The 14,899-nt window shown below is 59.1% G+C and carries 13 protein-coding genes and 1 pseudogene; 4 read left to right on the top strand and 10 right to left on the bottom strand.

The genetic code is table 11. The annotated features are described in order from the left end of the window. Nucleotides 1–543: 543 nt before the first annotated feature. The 3 genes from JFT66_RS27520 to JFT66_RS27530 all read right to left on the bottom strand — a co-directional run bounded on the left by JFT66_RS27520 (nucleotide 544) and on the right by JFT66_RS27530 (nucleotide 1,541). Nucleotides 544–1,011 (bottom strand): inhibitor of vertebrate lysozyme family protein, encoded by a 468-nt coding sequence (locus JFT66_RS27520; protein WP_198860507.1) that lies wholly within the window; start codon nucleotides 1,009–1,011, stop codon nucleotides 544–546. Between the two features lie 2 nt (nucleotides 1,012–1,013). Beyond that, a complete protein-coding gene (locus JFT66_RS27525) occupies nucleotides 1,014–1,178 on the bottom strand; it encodes a DUF1328 domain-containing protein (protein ID WP_003187386.1) in 165 nt (54 codons plus the stop codon). A gap of 78 nt (nucleotides 1,179–1,256) precedes the next feature. Beyond that, nucleotides 1,257–1,541, bottom strand: coding sequence for a hypothetical protein (locus JFT66_RS27530; RefSeq protein ID WP_198860508.1), 285 nt, complete (start codon nucleotides 1,539–1,541; stop codon nucleotides 1,257–1,259). Between the two features lie 391 nt (nucleotides 1,542–1,932). Between JFT66_RS27530 and algB the strand changes: the two genes are divergently transcribed. Together algB and JFT66_RS27540 are read left to right on the top strand one after the other, a co-directional pair. Then, entirely contained in the window at nucleotides 1,933–3,279 is a 1,347-nt protein-coding gene (gene algB / locus JFT66_RS27535; RefSeq protein WP_034116663.1) for a sigma-54-dependent response regulator transcription factor AlgB, read from the top strand. Nucleotides 3,280–3,286: 7 nt separating this feature from the next. Then, nucleotides 3,287–5,074: a KinB sensor domain-containing domain gene (locus JFT66_RS27540; protein ID WP_034116662.1), complete on the top strand. Its 1,788-nt coding sequence runs from the start codon at nucleotides 3,287–3,289 to the stop codon at nucleotides 5,072–5,074. 32 nt (nucleotides 5,075–5,106) lie between these two features. On the opposite strand, the gene JFT66_RS27545 is transcribed toward JFT66_RS27540, so the two are convergent. The 6 genes and pseudogenes from JFT66_RS27545 to JFT66_RS29965 all read right to left on the bottom strand — a co-directional run bounded on the left by JFT66_RS27545 (nucleotide 5,107) and on the right by JFT66_RS29965 (nucleotide 10,617). Further along, nucleotides 5,107–5,883 carry an N-acetylmuramoyl-L-alanine amidase gene (locus JFT66_RS27545; protein ID WP_153837259.1) on the bottom strand — a complete coding sequence of 259 codons (777 nt, stop codon included), beginning with the start codon at nucleotides 5,881–5,883 and terminating at the stop codon, nucleotides 5,107–5,109. Nucleotides 5,884–5,973: 90 nt separating this feature from the next. Continuing rightward, a complete protein-coding gene (locus JFT66_RS27550) occupies nucleotides 5,974–8,043 on the bottom strand; it encodes a GGDEF domain-containing protein (RefSeq protein ID WP_034116660.1) in 2,070 nt (689 codons plus the stop codon). Next, entirely contained in the window at nucleotides 8,040–8,918 is an 879-nt protein-coding gene (locus JFT66_RS27555) for an endonuclease/exonuclease/phosphatase family protein (protein ID WP_034116659.1), read from the bottom strand. Before JFT66_RS27555 ends, JFT66_RS27550 begins: the two co-directional genes overlap by 4 nt. Before the next feature lie 10 nt (nucleotides 8,919–8,928). Then, nucleotides 8,929–9,564, bottom strand: a complete 636-nt coding sequence (dsbA, locus tag JFT66_RS27560; protein ID WP_153837261.1) for a thiol:disulfide interchange protein DsbA — start codon at nucleotides 9,562–9,564, stop codon at nucleotides 8,929–8,931. Nucleotides 9,565–9,731: 167 nt separating this feature from the next. Further along, nucleotides 9,732–10,358: a c-type cytochrome gene (locus JFT66_RS27565; protein ID WP_034116657.1), complete on the bottom strand. Its 627-nt coding sequence runs from the start codon at nucleotides 10,356–10,358 to the stop codon at nucleotides 9,732–9,734. A 33-nt stretch (nucleotides 10,359–10,391) separates the two neighbouring features. After that, nucleotides 10,392–10,617 (bottom strand): annotated as a pseudogene (locus JFT66_RS29965) (cytochrome). Nucleotides 10,618–10,805: 188 nt separating this feature from the next. Here JFT66_RS29965 and yihA point away from each other — a divergent pair. After that, nucleotides 10,806–11,447, top strand: coding sequence for a ribosome biogenesis GTP-binding protein YihA/YsxC (gene yihA, locus JFT66_RS27570; protein ID WP_034116656.1), 642 nt, complete (start codon nucleotides 10,806–10,808; stop codon nucleotides 11,445–11,447). Nucleotides 11,448–11,713: 266 nt separating this feature from the next. Here the strand turns inward: yihA and polA are convergent, their stop codons facing one another. Further along, nucleotides 11,714–14,509, bottom strand: a complete 2,796-nt coding sequence (gene polA / locus JFT66_RS27575; protein ID WP_198860509.1) for a DNA polymerase I — start codon at nucleotides 14,507–14,509, stop codon at nucleotides 11,714–11,716. 74 nt (nucleotides 14,510–14,583) lie between these two features. Here polA and JFT66_RS27580 point away from each other — a divergent pair, with 74 nt between their 5' ends. Further along, complete coding sequence (locus JFT66_RS27580; protein WP_034116654.1) at nucleotides 14,584–14,874, top strand: DUF2782 domain-containing protein; 291 nt, start codon at nucleotides 14,584–14,586, stop codon at nucleotides 14,872–14,874. Nucleotides 14,875–14,899 lie beyond the last annotated feature (25 nt).

The raw sequence follows: 14,899 nt of genomic DNA on the forward strand, positions 1-14,899 counted from the left end.
GCCGTAAACGCCTACCCTATGCCGAATCGGCATGGCTTTTTTTGAAAATAATTGTCCGAACGGTCAGTTCGAATACGCCATTCAGGCGGGTGAATATGCCGTGAAGCTGCCAAATCAGGCTCGCTCAGAGATGCTGGACGACGTCAGGTGATTGGCAGAAATGCTTGATAAATCCATTACCTAGCGTCAGAAATGTCCTATGGCGCGGACTAAAATTTCTCGATAGATGGTCGCGTCGACATACCCAGTAATGGTTGGCGAGAGGCAAAAAGCAAAATTTCAGCTATAGACAGCATCAGAAGCGGGGAATGAGAGTCATAAGCCCGCCGCAAGTTCAGCAAGCTTGAGGACTTGTGAACTTGCGTCGCAGCTTTTCGCCTGACCCGGCCCTTTCGCAGGTACTCCCTGTACCCGTAGGTCACGCCGATCTAAATCGATCAGAGCAACCCGGCCCCTTGGTCATGCACCGCCCTAGGCGAGCGATGCAAACAGAAAGAAGCGAGGCGGCTTCTTTCTACGGATGCCGGCTCCGTCAAACGGAACCTAGTACCAATTCGGATCTTTCTTGAGCTGCTCCATCAGCAGCTTTTGCATGCCTTCATTCGGCTTACCGAGAAAACGGTAATCGGCGTGCCGCGTCGGGGACTTGTCTGCTGGCAATCCAGCTGGGACTTCAACCAACATGGCATAGGCATCTTCCTTGTCGAAGCTGAAGGCAACGATCAGGCGCTTGTTCAGGCACGTATCTGCAGTTTCGCAAAGTGGCCCCACCAGATACTTGTCACCATCCTCTTGGACGGCATTCATTTGCTCGGCCGTACCCGACAGGTTCATCACCCATTCCGGCAGGCGCTCTTCTTTCTTGACCACGTCTTGCCAGGTTTCACGGTACTGCGGATCCGCGCTGAGCAATTCGTTGGCTCGGGATTGGCCGTCGTTGGCGGCCATCGCCAGGCCGCTGCCGCCCAAGAGCAGGGCGGCAGCAATAGCTTTAAAAGGCAAAGTGGTCATATTCAGCCTCGGCCTTTACGACCAAAGAAGAACGAAGCAATAAACATCACCAGGAAGACCACAAAGAGAATCTTGGCGATACCCGTGGCGGTACCCGCGATACCACCGAAGCCCAGGACTGCAGCCACAATGGCGATGATCAGAAATGTGATTGCCCAACTCAACATGGTGATTCTCCTTACGCTTTTATAGGGGTAACAGCGGTAGTGCCATGCAGTCGCTCGACACGAGCGACCTTTTCGTGCCTAGAACACCCAGCGCTCTTGAACCGGCAGTTCGTCCAGGGTGGAATCCTGGTCAACCAGGCTCAATTGCGGGGCAGTCACATCGGCGCTGACGCTGCCAATGGAACGGAAATGGGTCTGGGTCATGACCGGACGCTCAAATTGCGGGGCTGGCTGCGGACTCTGCTGCCAATGATGCATCTGCTGACCGGCAATCAACGTGACCATCAAGGCCAGGCTGGCAAACAGTCCCTGCTGCACACGCAGCGGCGATACACATAGTTGCCTGAGGCTTTGGCGAGTCATGCTGCTTTTCTCCCGCATTCTGATTATTCGTTCATGACACTCTTGGGAGAGATATTGCAGAGTGCGTGCCAGCTTTATTTCAAAATAAAACTCAATAAAATCAAGTAGTTATATGATGACAATGGATATGCCACCTAGCATCCTGCACGATGCCCCTGTGGCACCCGTGCGAAATGCACGATGGTCAGTGGTCGGATCAAGGGATCGAAAGCTCACACTGGGTTGACGAAGTAGCAAGAGAACATGAAAACGCCATCAGCCGGCGTGATGTAGGAGGGTATGCAGATACCTGCACGACGATGCCTTTTATGAATCAGAATAAACCATGCAACTTGCCCGATTATTCCGGGACTAAACACCATCACATTTATTGTTAAGGAGCGCGGGACAGATGGATTCAGCCAAGGAGCTACAAGGCCGCATTCTTTTAGTGGATGACGAATCCGCGATCCTCCGCACCTTCCGTTATTGCCTGGAAGATGAGGGCTACACCGTAGCCACCGCCAACAGCGCCGCCCAGGCCGATGCCCTGATGCAGCGCCAGGTGTTCGACTTGTGCTTCCTCGACTTGCGCCTGGGCGAGGACAACGGCCTGGATGTACTGGCCCAGATGCGTGTCCAGGCGCCCTGGATGCGCGTGGTGATTGTCACCGCCCATTCCGCCGTGGACACAGCCGTGGACGCGATCCAGGCCGGTGCCGCCGACTATCTGGTCAAACCCTGCAGCCCGGACCAATTGCGCCTGGCCACGGCCAAGCAATTGGAAGTGCGCCAGCTGTCGGCGCGTCTGGAAGCCTTGGAAGGTGAAGTACGCAAGCCCAAGGATGGGCTCGACTCCCACAGCCCGTCGATGATGGTTGTATTGGAAACTGCCCGGCAGGTGGCCGGGACCGATGCCAACATCTTGATCCTCGGCGAGTCGGGCACGGGTAAAGGTGAGCTAGCCCGGGCCATCCACGGCTGGAGCAAACGTTCGAAAAAGTCCTGTGTGACCATCAACTGCCCGTCGCTGACCGCCGAACTGATGGAGAGCGAACTGTTCGGCCACAGCCGCGGCGCGTTCACCGGCGCCAGCGAAAGCACGCTGGGCCGAGTTAACCAAGCGGACGGCGGTACGTTGTTTCTTGACGAAATCGGCGACTTTCCCCTCACCTTGCAGCCAAAACTGCTGCGGTTCATCCAGGACAAGGAATATGAGCGGGTGGGCGACCCAGTCACCCGCCGCGCAGATGTGCGTATTCTCGCGGCCACCAACCTGAACCTGGAAGACATGGTGCGCGATGGCCGCTTCCGTGAAGACTTGCTGTACCGCCTCAACGTCATCACCTTGCACCTGCCGCCGCTGCGCGAACGCAGTGAAGACATCCTGACCCTGGCCGACCGCTTCCTGGCACGTTTCGTCAAGGAATACGCCCGACCTGCTCGCGGCTTCAGTGCTGATGCCCGAGAAGCACTGCTCAACTATCGCTGGCCCGGCAATATCCGCGAACTACGTAACGTAGTTGAGCGCGCCAGTATCATTTGCCCGCAGGAGAAGGTGGAGATCAGCCACTTGGGGATGGCCGAGCAACCGGCCAACAATGCACCCCGTATCGGCGCAGCACTGAGCCTGGACGAGCTGGAGAAAGCCCATATCGGCGCCGTACTGGCTACCAGTGACACCTTGGACCAGGCAGCCCGCACCCTCGGCATCGACGCGTCGACCCTGTACCGCAAACGCAAACAGTACAACCTATGAGCACCTTATGAAGCTCGCGATGAAACTGCGCACTCGGTTATTCCTGAGTATTTCAGCGCTGATCACCGTTGCCTTGCTGGGGTTGATCCTGGGCTTGGTCAGCGTCATGCAAATGGCAAAGACCCAGGAATCGTTGATCCGCAGCAATTTCATCACCCTGGACCTGGGCCTCAAGTTGCGTCAAAGCCTGGGCGACCAGTTGATCATGATGCTGGAGAATCGACCCGACCCCGATGCCTTGCGAGCCTCGACGCAGCACTATTTCGAGCTGCTGGACCAAGGCATCGCCCACGAGCAGCTCGACGGTAAAAGCCATGGTTTCAGCCAGGCACGCTCCGATTACCAGAACCTGCTTGAGGCATTTGAACAATCTCAAAAGGCAACACCGCTCGCAGGCAGCAAGGACAAGCTCACCGAAACCTTCAATGTGCTGCGCAACGGCCTGATCGCCGATCACAAGCAAGCCCTGGAAAACATCAGCACCAGCGAGCATAAGTCTCGTGAGCGCGCGCTGTTGATTGCCGGCCTCCTCGGGCTGGTAGGGTTGGCGGTGCTGATCATCGGCTTCATCACGGCCCATGGCATCGCCCGGCGTTTCGGCGGGCCAATCGAAGCGCTGGCCAAGGCCGCCGATAAGATCGGGCAAGGCGATTTCGAAGTCACGCTGCCTATCTCTTCAGCAGCGGAGATGAATCAGTTGACTCGCCGTTTCGGCATCATGGCCGAAGCGTTGCGCCAACATCAGGCCACCAATGTCGATGAATTGCTGGCAGGCCAACAGCGCCTGCAAGCGGTGCTCGACAGCATCGATGACGGCCTGTTGATGATTGATCGCCAAGGCTGCCTGGAGCACCTTAACCCTGTTGCGCAGCGCCAACTGGGCTGGGACGAGGATCGCCTCGGCCAAGGCCTGGGCGAAGCTCTGGGTCGTGCGGAAATGGATGAACAACTGCAACTGGTGCTGCGCGGCGGCAACCTGGAGCGGGCACCGGATGACCTGGAGGTGGAAGTCGAGGGCGAACTGCGCCTGCTCACCTACAGCCTGACCCCTGTCAGCCACACACAGGGGCATATCCTTGGCGCGGTTATGGTGTTGCATGACGTCACCGAACAACGCGCCTTCGAGCGGGTGCGTAGCGAGTTCGTGTTGCGCGCCTCCCATGAACTGCGTACGCCAGTGACTGGCATGCACATGGCCTTCGGCCTGTTTCGCGAACGAGCCAAGTTCCCGGCAGATTCCCGGGAAGCGGACTTGCTGGATACGGTCAATGAAGAGATGCAGCGCTTGATGCAATTGATCAACGACCTGCTCAATTTCTCTCGCTACCAGAACGGCTTGCAAAAACTTACCTTGGCAGCGTGCGACGTCACCGACTTGCTGGAACACGCTCGTGCGCGGTTCACCGAGCTGGCGAACGCGCAACACATTGAATTACTGGTAGAAGCCCAGCCTGAATTGCCACGGCTTTATGCCGACCAGGTGCAACTGGAGCGTGTGCTCGACAACCTCCTCGGCAATGCCCTGCGCCACACCGCCGAAGGTGGGCAGATTCGCCTGCAGGCTCGTCGTCATGGCGAGCGAGTGATTATCAGCGTCGAGGATAACGGCGAAGGCATTGCCTATGGTCAGCAAGGGCGAATTTTCGAACCCTTTGTGCAGGTGGGTCGCAAGAAGGGCGGTGCGGGCCTGGGGCTGGCACTGTGCAAGGAGATCGTGCAATTGCACGGCGGCCGCATGGGCGTGTATTCACGGCCTGGGCAGGGGACGCAGTTCTATATGGCATTGCCCCTGTAGGAGCGAGCCTGCTCGCTCCTACATTTACACACTCAGCGTTGGTTCAAGGTCCGCAGGATCGCAGCACTTTCAGCATCCGGGGTGCCGTCAAACAACGATGGGCGGAAGCGCATCTGGAACGCGGCGATTACGTGTCGCGTGGCCACATCCAACTCACCGGTCTGCGGCGTCTGGTAGCCCAGGCGAGCCAGTTCTTCCTGGAACCAGGTGATGCTTGGCAGCTGCGCGGCGTACTGCACCTGGAATCGTGCTACCGCCTGGGCATCCGGCCAAACGCCTAAACCTTCTGCGGCCAAGCGCTTCCAAGGGAACAACGGGCCGGGGTCGAGCTTTCGCAGTGGGGCGATGTCGCTATGACCGATGATGTTCTTGGCATCGATGCCATTGCGCTTGCTGATGTCCTTGAGCAGCACTATCAGTGATTTCACCTGTGCTTCGGAATACGGGTACCACACCCGCCCCGTCGGCGTATCGCTGAACCCTGGGTTGACGATCTCAATGCCGATGGAGCTGGAGTTGAGCCAGGTGCGGCCCATCCATTCGCTTTCCCCGGCGTGCCAGGCGCGTTGGCTTTCATCCACCAGCTTGTAGATGGTGCCTGAGGCATCGTCGCCAATCAGGTAGTGGCTGCTGACTTGGCCATGGGTCAACAACGCCAGGGAGCGTTCGAGGTTGGTTGAGGTGTAATGCACGACAACGAACTGCACACGGTTGTCGTGGTTCACCGAAGGGTGGCTGGTATCCAGGCGCGGGCCGCTGGCGCAAGCGGTAAGCAGGAGAAACGCAAAAGCGGTATATAAAAATTTCATGGCGGGAAGCATTACACTGAAGGACGATAATGCAATAGTGTAACGTAACGTTCATCGCCAGGCGGCCACATTACAAAAATGGAACATTTTTTACGCCGCTTGCACTTGATTACGTCCCGCCGCCTTCGCCCGATAAAGGGCCTCATCGGCACGCTTGAGTGCCAGGTCACTACGCTCGCCGGGTTGAAACTGCGCCACGCCCATGGACACCGTGATCGTCACCGGCTCGCCCTTGAAGTGGAACGGGCACGCTTCGATGGCCCCACGCAGCACTTCACCCACGGCCAAGGCATCCGCCAAGGTTGAGTCGGGCATCAGCAGCACGAACTCCTCACCGCCGAAACGCGCGATGAAGTCGGTAGGCCTCAGGCGCTTGCTCAACACATTGGCGATGATCTTCAACACCTTGTCACCCGCCAGGTGACCGTAGCCATCGTTGATGCGCTTGAAGTGATCCAGGTCGAGCATGGCCAGCGCCAGACTGTTGCCGTGCTGATGCCAGGCGTTGACCTCATGATCGAGGCGTTCGCTCCAGGCCGCACGGTTGGGCAGGCCGGTGAGCGGGTCGAGCAAGGCCTTCTGGCGCTGTACCTCCAAGTGCTCGCGGTAACCCTGGGCTTCCTGCTCCATGTTGGCCACCCGCTCCGCCAGGCCTTTGAGGCGTGCGGCCACTTCCTGCTCGCGCTGGTCGCGTTGCTGCTGGTGTTCGTTCATGGTGCCGAGCAAGCCTTCGAGGTGGCTTTCGAGCACCTGCTTGAGGCTGCCCAGGTCGGCGGCTTCCTGCACGCTGCTTTGCAGACCATCGACCTGTTCACGTATCTGCGTATCCAGTTCCCGTGCAGCCAGGCTGCTATCGGCGTGGTCCTCGCTGGCGACCTGCAGATGGCCCTGGAACGCCTCGAGGCGCTCGTTGAGCTGCTTGAGATAAGCCTCGAACTCATGCTGGCCGCTGTCGGTGATCGCCAGCATCAACACCGCCAGATCATCGAGGATCGGCAGCAGTTCGTACCAGTTCAATCCATGGGCGAGACGCTCACGCATGGCCTCGGCCTGGGGCCGATGGCGCTCGGGCAGGGACAGGTCTTCCAGCAAGCCAAGTAAAGTGTCTTCGATATGCTTGGCCACCGAGCTGTAGGACGGCTCGGGCGAAACGGGTAGGGCGTATATCCCGTCTGGTTGCAGTTCGTCGGGCTCGGGGCTTTCCAACACGGGCGGCAGAGACAGGCTGCCAATGGTGGTTTCATCCGGGATGTCGACTTGGGTTTGCGGTGCTTCGATAAAGGCGGCGAGTGCACTTTCGTGAGCCGGCTCTGCCAGCGGTGGCTCCTGCACTTCGGGCTCGGATACTTGCGCAGACGCAACCACTGGCTGCTCTGGAGCCGGCGCGGGGGCCTCGAACACAAATGTATCGCTGCAAACCTCTTCCACTTTAGCCGGTGCAACCGGCTCGGACTGCAAGGCTACGGGTGCTTGCGGCGCCGGCGCGAAGGCACGCAAGGCTTGTGTCAACTCTTCCGATTGGGCGGGCTCTTGCGGCTCGGGCGCGGATTGTGGCGCAGCGGGCTTCAGCGGCGCCAATGGCGCTGCAGGCAATGGCGCTGCGTCGGCCACCGGGTCTTCACCCGAGGCATCTTTGCTTCCAAACAGACGCTGCAACAGACCCGGCCCCGGACGCACGGTTTCGCTCTCAGGCTCCAGGTTATTCAGCGCCTGCCCCTGCAGGCTGCTCAGCTCACTGAGCAGCAGCGGTATCTCCCGAGCTTGCCCGACGCGGCCATCAAGCTGCTTGGCGAAGGTTTTCAGCGGGCGGGCCACCTCGCGTGGCAATGGAAGCTTTTGCAACTGGGCAACCAAGGCGGTGAGCGCGGTGCTGATCTGGTCGACCCGGGTTTCGCGGCGCTGCTCGGAATCGAGCACGGCCTTTTCCAGGCGCGGCAGCAAAGCTGCGAGGGCGGCGTCCATGTCGTCGGTACGTACGACGTCACGCATTTCCTTCATGCATTGATCAACGGCGCGGTCGGTCCCTTCAGCGGCCAGCGTGCTGCGTACCAGCCCACGGCGCAGCAAGTCGAGTCGGGCTGCCCAGCGGCGTTCGAGCTTGTCTTGTTGCTCGATGCTCTTGAGGTATTTCTCTTTCCAGCGCTGGGCGTCGTCGCTCATGCAAGGGGTCCGCGAGGGCCTGGGCTCAACGCGGGTAATGCATCAGCCGTAAGCGAACCCGGCAGACGAATCTCTACCGCGACCGGCAGGTGATCGGAAATGGGCTGCGCCAGCACCTGCACACTTTCCAGTGTGAGGCTCGGGCTGAGCAGGATATGGTCAAGACAGCGCTGTGGGCGCCAGCTGGGAAACGTGGCTTCGACTTGCGGCGCCAATAACCCAAGGTCGCGCAGCGGGGAATTCTGCAACAGGTCATTGGCATGGGTGTTCATGTCACCCATCAGTACCTGGTGCTTATAGTTGCCAATCAGATCACGCACGTAGGCAAGCTGCAGGTTACGCGTACGCCCGCCGAGTGCCAGGTGCATCATCACCACCACCAAGGCTTCCGGGCCCTCACCGAAACGCACGAGGATCGCGCCGCGCCCTTTAGGCCCGGGCAGTGGATGATCCTCGATGACAGTTGGCTTAAGGCGGCTGAGCACACCATTACTGTGCTGTGCCAAGCGCCCGAGATTGCGGTTGAGTTGCTGGTACCAATAGGGAAAAGCACCGAGCTGGGCAAGGTGTTCCACCTGGTTGATGTAGCCGGAACGCATGCTGCCGCCGTCGGCTTCCTGCAAGGCGACAAGGTCGAAGTCGCTGAGCAGGTCGCCGATTTTTTGCAGGTTACCGGTACGCCCCTTGTGCGGTAGGAGGTGCTGCCAGCCACGGGTGAGGTAGTGCCGGTATTTCTCGGTACTGTTGCCCACCTGAATATTGAAGCTGAGCAGGCGCAGACGGCTGTCTGCCGGCAGGCCCGTGGCCTCCAGGTGGTGTTCGTTGACCCGCGGCTCATGCAGGCCAACGACGCGTTCGGTACCCCAACGGCGCATGGCGGGCCCCTTACTTGGCTGCCCGCTCTTTGGCGATCAACTGGTCGGCAACATTGAGGGTCGCTTCCGGACCACCGGTGGTGCCCAGGTCAAAGCGGTACTTGCCATTGACGATCAGGGTCGGAACGCCTTGCACGCCGTACTTCTGCGCCAGTTCTTTGGCCTGCTTGATCTGGCCCTGGATGGCGAAGGAGTTGAAGGTGGCCAGGAACTTGTCCTTGTCGACACCTTGGGTCGCCACGAAGTCAGCCATCTCGTCCGGCTTGGTCAGGCGCTTGCCTTGTTTCTGGATCGCTTCGAAAACGGCGTTGTGGACGTTGTGCTCCACACCCATGGCTTCCAGGGTCAGGAACAGTTGGCCGTGAGCATCCCACGGGCCACCGAACATGGCAGGAATGCGGCGGAAGTTAACGTCCTTGGGCAGCTTCTCGGCCCATGGGTTGATGGTCGGCTCAAAAGCGTAGCAATGCGGGCAGCCATACCAGAACAGCTCCACCACTTCGATCTTTCCTGGCACCGACACAGGTACAGGATTAGCCAATTCAACGTAGGTTTTACCGGCTTCAAGCGGCACATCGGCAGCTTGTGCGGTCATGCCGAAAAGGCTGGCAGTGACGAGAGCGGCGCTGAGGATCAGATTACGCATGCTTTACTCCTGGACAAATAAAGTCGCCTCACGCGACCTTTGTTGTGACAGGTCTACGCGGGCATGAGTTCGTTAGTGTAACGGCAGCGGCCACAAAAAAGGGCGGCCTGGGCCACCCTTTTTATGCTTGCATCGCGGGATTAATCGAGTGTTAACGTCGGGGACCTTTAGTGCAGGCCCTGGATGTAACTGGAGACGGCTGCGATGTCTTCGTCGCTCAGCTTGCGAGCGATGGTGCGCATGATCGCCGCATCGCCATCGTTAGCTCGCCCCGCCTCTTCCTTACGGAAATCGGTCAACTGTTTGGCGATATAGGTAGCGTGCTGACCACTCAGATGCGGGAAGCCGGCGGCGGCTATGCCAGCGCCATTTGGCGAATGGCAACCGGTGCAGGCAGGCAGGCCTTTTTCCAGATCGCCACCACGGAACAGCTTCTCTCCGCGGGCAACCAATTTAGGATCAGCAGCTCCCACGCTGCCCTTCTGACTGGCAAAATACGCTGCGAGGTCCGCCAGGTCCTGATCGCTGAGGTTGGTCAGCAAACCGGTCATTTCCAGCACCGTGCGCTTGCCATCCTTGATGTCGTGCATCTGCTTGCTCAGGTAACGTTCACCCTGGCCGGCCAGTTTGGGGAAGTTCGGCGCCGGGCTGTTACCATCCGGCCCGTGGCAGGCACCACACACGGCGGCCTTCGCTTGACCGGCAGTGGCATCACCTTTGACGGGGCCCTCTGCAGCGACGGCAGCGCCTGTGATGCCCAAGGTCAACAGCAGACTCACGATCAGTTTGTTCATCAGCTAATCCAACTACGGCTAAGGGTTTAAGAGTTATCTACCGGGTTTACTCACCGTCAACTCAATGACGGCCTGGTAATCCTCAGTACTGCAGTCCATGCACAAACCACGCGGCGGCATTGCCTTGAAACCCTGGGTCACGTGTCAGCGCCAGCGCAACCACGCAAACTCGGTTGTACAGCGCCTCCGTATCCTGTGTAGCCTGAGCGCCGGAAAGCGGGACCAGGACACCGAAAGCGAGCAACCATCGGCCATACATCGACCTTTTCAGGGTTTGAGAGCGTTTTGCGTTCTAATGCGCAATAAAGGTCTTTCGCTCCCGTGAACTTCATCCTTCGCTGGGACAAAGCACACACAAAATCTGCGGCATTATATACTGGCGCTACTGAAACGGAAACGACACCGCTTGCCGCACCCTTTTTCGGCACCGCCCACATCGGAAATCTCATGCAACTCAAGAACCCCATCCTCGGCCTGTGCCAACAGTCCACCTTCATGCTCAGCGCCGCCAAAGTGGACCAATGCCCCGATGACGAGGGCTTTGAAGTCGCCTTTGCCGGCCGCTCCAACGCCGGTAAATCCAGCGCACTGAACACCCTGACCCACGCCAGCCTGGCGCGCACCTCGAAAACTCCGGGCCGCACGCAACTGCTCAATTTCTTCAAGCTAGACGATGATCGGCGTCTGGTCGACCTGCCGGGCTACGGTTATGCAAAAGTACCCATCCCGCTGAAGCTGCACTGGCAGCGTCACCTTGAGGCTTACCTGGGTGGCCGCGAGAGTTTGAAGGGGTTGATCCTGATGATGGACATCCGTCATCCAATGACCGACTTCGACCTGCTGATGCTCGACTGGGCTGTCGCCAGCGGCATGCCGATGCATATCCTGCTGACCAAGGCCGACAAGCTCACCTACGGCGCCGCCAAGAACACCTTGCTCAAAGTACAGTCCGAAATCCGTAAAGGCTGGGGCGACGCAATCACCATCCAATTGTTCTCGGCGCCAAAGCGCCTGGGCCTGGAAGATGCTTACACCGTGCTGGCCGGCTGGATGGAATTGGCAGACAAGGGCGCGGAAGTCACCGAGTAACTTTTCTGCGGGCGAAAAAAAACCCCGGACTTCGTATGGGGAGGGAAGTTCGGGGTCCAAGTTCCGGACCGCTAGGGCGGGGTCCAGATATCTGCCAACACTTAACACAACATAGGAGCATTGAAGGGCTTCACCACCCATTCAGTAACTCTGAGTCGCAGTTCACGGGTTAAGTTCCAGCAAGCCTGAAAAACTATTGGAAATAACTGACGGTGATTTCCGATCTAAAGCGCTGCACCACCGCACGCGGTGGTGCAGTCGCAGAATCAGTGTGCTTCGTCCCAGTTGTCGCCCACGCCCACGTCTACCACCAACGGAACATCCAGCTGTGCTGCGGCGCTCATATGTTCGCGGATCTTCTCGCTGACCTCGACAACCAGATCCTCACGCACCTCGAGTACCAGCTCATCGTGCACCTGCAGGATCACCTTGGCATCCAGGCCCGACTCGGTCAGCCAGTTATCCACCAACACCATGGCTTTCTTGATGATGTCCGCTGCCGTGCCCTGCATGGGTGCGTTGATCGCGGTGCGCTCGGCCGCCGCGCGCTCCTGAGGTTTGTTGGAATTGATATCCGGCAAATACAGGCGCCGCCCGAAGAAAGTCTCCACATAGCCTTGGTCCGCCGCCTGGGCGCGGGTGCGCTCCATGTATTCGCGAACGCCTGGATAGCGCGCGAAGTACACGTCGATATAAGCCTTGGCAGTCTTGGTATCGACGCCGATGTCCTTGCCGAGCTTCTGGGCACCCATGCCGTAAATCAGGCCAAAGTTGATCGCCTTGGCGCTTCGGCGCTGGTTGGACGTGACCTCAGCCAACTCAACCTTGAAGACCTCGGCCGCCGTGGCCGTGTGCACATCCAGATTGTTGCGGAAGGCATTCATCAGGCCCTCGTCCTTGGACAAGTGCGCCATGATCCGCAACTCGATCTGCGAATAGTCCGCCGCCAGCAGTTTGTAGCCCTTGGGCGCGACAAATGCCTGGCGAATCCGCCGCCCTTCGGCAGTGCGCACCGGGATGTTCTGCAAGTTCGGATCGCTGGAAGACAGGCGCCCGGTCGCCGCCACGGCCTGATGATAAGACGTGTGAATGCGCCCGGTACGCGGGTTGATCTGTTCGGGCAGACGGTCGGTGTATGTGCTCTTGAGCTTGCTCATGCTGCGGTACTGCATCAGCACCTTGGGCAACAGGAAGTCATCTTCGGCCAGCTTGGCCAGCACTTCCTCGGCGGTGGACGCCTGGCCCTTGCCGGTCTTCTTCAACACCGGCAAGCCCAGCTTTTCGTAGAGAATAGCCCCAAGCTGCTTGGGTGAACCCAGGTTGAATTCTTCGCCGGCGATCTCGAACGCCTGGCGCTCCAGTTCAACCATCTTGTTACCCAGCTCGATGCTCTGGATGCCCAGCAGATCCTTATCCACCAACGCACCCTGGCGCTCGATACGCGCCAGCACCGGTACCAACGGAATCTCGATATCCGTCAGCACACTGGCCAGGCTCGGGATCGCCGCCAGTTGTGCGTGCAATGCCTGGTGCAGGCGCAGTGTCACGTCGGCATCTTCAGCCGCGTAAGGGCCGGCCTGCTCGAGCGGGATCTGATCGAACGTCAGCTGCTTGGCGCCTTTGCCGGCAATGTCCTGGAAGCTGACGGTGTCGTAGTCCAGGTACTTTTTCGCCAGGCTGTCCATGTCATGGCGGGTGGCAGTGGAGTTCAGCACGTAGGATTCAAGCATGGTGTCGAAGGCAATACCACGCACGGTAATGCCCTGCGTCGGGTCACCACCGATGGCGCAGTTGGCCAGGATGTTCATGTCGAACTTGGCGTGCTGGCCGACCTTGAGCTTGGCTGGGTCTTCCAACAACGGTTTCAGGGCCAGCAGCACAGTGTCACGGTCCAACTGCTGCGGAGCCCCGATGTACGAATGAGTCAACGGAATATAGGCCGCTTCATGGGGCTGCACGGCAAAAGAAACGCCCACCAACTGCGCCTGCTGGGCGTCGACGCCAGTGGTTTCGGTATCGAAGGCAAACAGCGGCGCCCCATTGAGCTTTTTCAACCAGCTATCGAATGTCGCCTGGTCGAGGATGGTGGTGTAAGTCGCCTCTACAGGCACCGCCGCCGCAACCTCGACGATGGCTTCGACGGCAGGCGCAGCCTCGGTAGAAGCCTTGAGCTCGACCCGCTTGGCATCGCGCTGGATCTCTTCGTACCAGCTCTTGAACTCAAGCAGCGTGTACAGCTCCAGCAGCTTCTCGCGATCCGGCTCGATCAGGTGCAGGTCATCCAGGCCCACGTCCAGCGGCACATCGACCTTGATCGTCGCCAACTGATAGGACAGGAATGCCATCTCCTTATGCTCTTGCAGCTTGGCTGGCAGGGTCTTGGCCCCACGGATAGGCAGGGTCGGCACAATATCCAACTGCTCATAAAGCTCTTTGAGGCCGCCATTGACCCCCACCAGCAAACCGGAGGCGGTCTTCGGACCAATGCCCGGAACGCCTGGGATGTTATCGGATGAATCACCCATCAACGCCAGATAGTCGATGATCTGCTCCGGAGCGACGCCGAATTTCTCCTTTACGCCCTCGATGTCCATCGCGCTACCGGTCATGGTGTTGACCAAGGTAATGTGCCCGTCCACCAGCTGCGCCATGTCCTTGTCACCGGTCGAAATCACCACCGGGCGGCTGGCCGCCGCGCTGCTGCGGGCCAGGGTGCCGATCACGTCATCGGCCTCGACGCCCTCGACGCACAGCAACGGAAAGCCCAGGGCCATCACGCTCTGGTGCAGCGGCTCGATCTGCAGGCGCATGTCATCGGGCATGCTCGGGCGGTTGGCCTTGTATTCGGCATACATCTCATCGCGAAAGGTCCCACCCTTGGCGTCGAAAACCACCGCGAACGGGCTGTCCGGATACTGCTTGCGCAGGCTTTTGAGCATGTTCAACACGCCCTTGACCGCACCGGTCGGCAGGCCTTTGGAGGTGGTCAGCGGTGGCAGCGCGTGGAAGGCGCGGTACAGATAAGAAGAACCGTCCACCAGGACGAGGGGCGATTGGCTCATGAGCAGGATCAACCTTTTCGGCGGGTCAGGCGCTAGAATAGCCGGACCAATGAAAACAAAGGGACAAGGTTATCATGCGTACATTCAATCGCCTGCTGTTGACCGGCTTGATTGCACTCGCTCCGATGGCTGCCATGGCGGCAGACAGTGCCCCTGGGGGTGATCCGGAAGTTACCATTCGCACGGAAGGCGACAAGACTATCCAGGAATACCGCCAAAACGGTTTCCTGTATGCAATCAAGGTCACCCCGAAGGGGGCTCCCGCGTATTTCCTGGTACGTGCGGACGGAACCGATGCGAACTTCATCCGCTCTGACCAGCCGGATATGCTGATCCCGTCATGGAAGATCTTCGAATGGAAATGATTTCTTAATTTTAACCGGCGCTGCC

Origin of the sequence: Pseudomonas sp. MF6755, from assembly GCF_016405635.1 — a bacterium.
GTDB classification, from domain to species: domain Bacteria; phylum Pseudomonadota; class Gammaproteobacteria; order Pseudomonadales; family Pseudomonadaceae; genus Aquipseudomonas; species Aquipseudomonas haemolytica.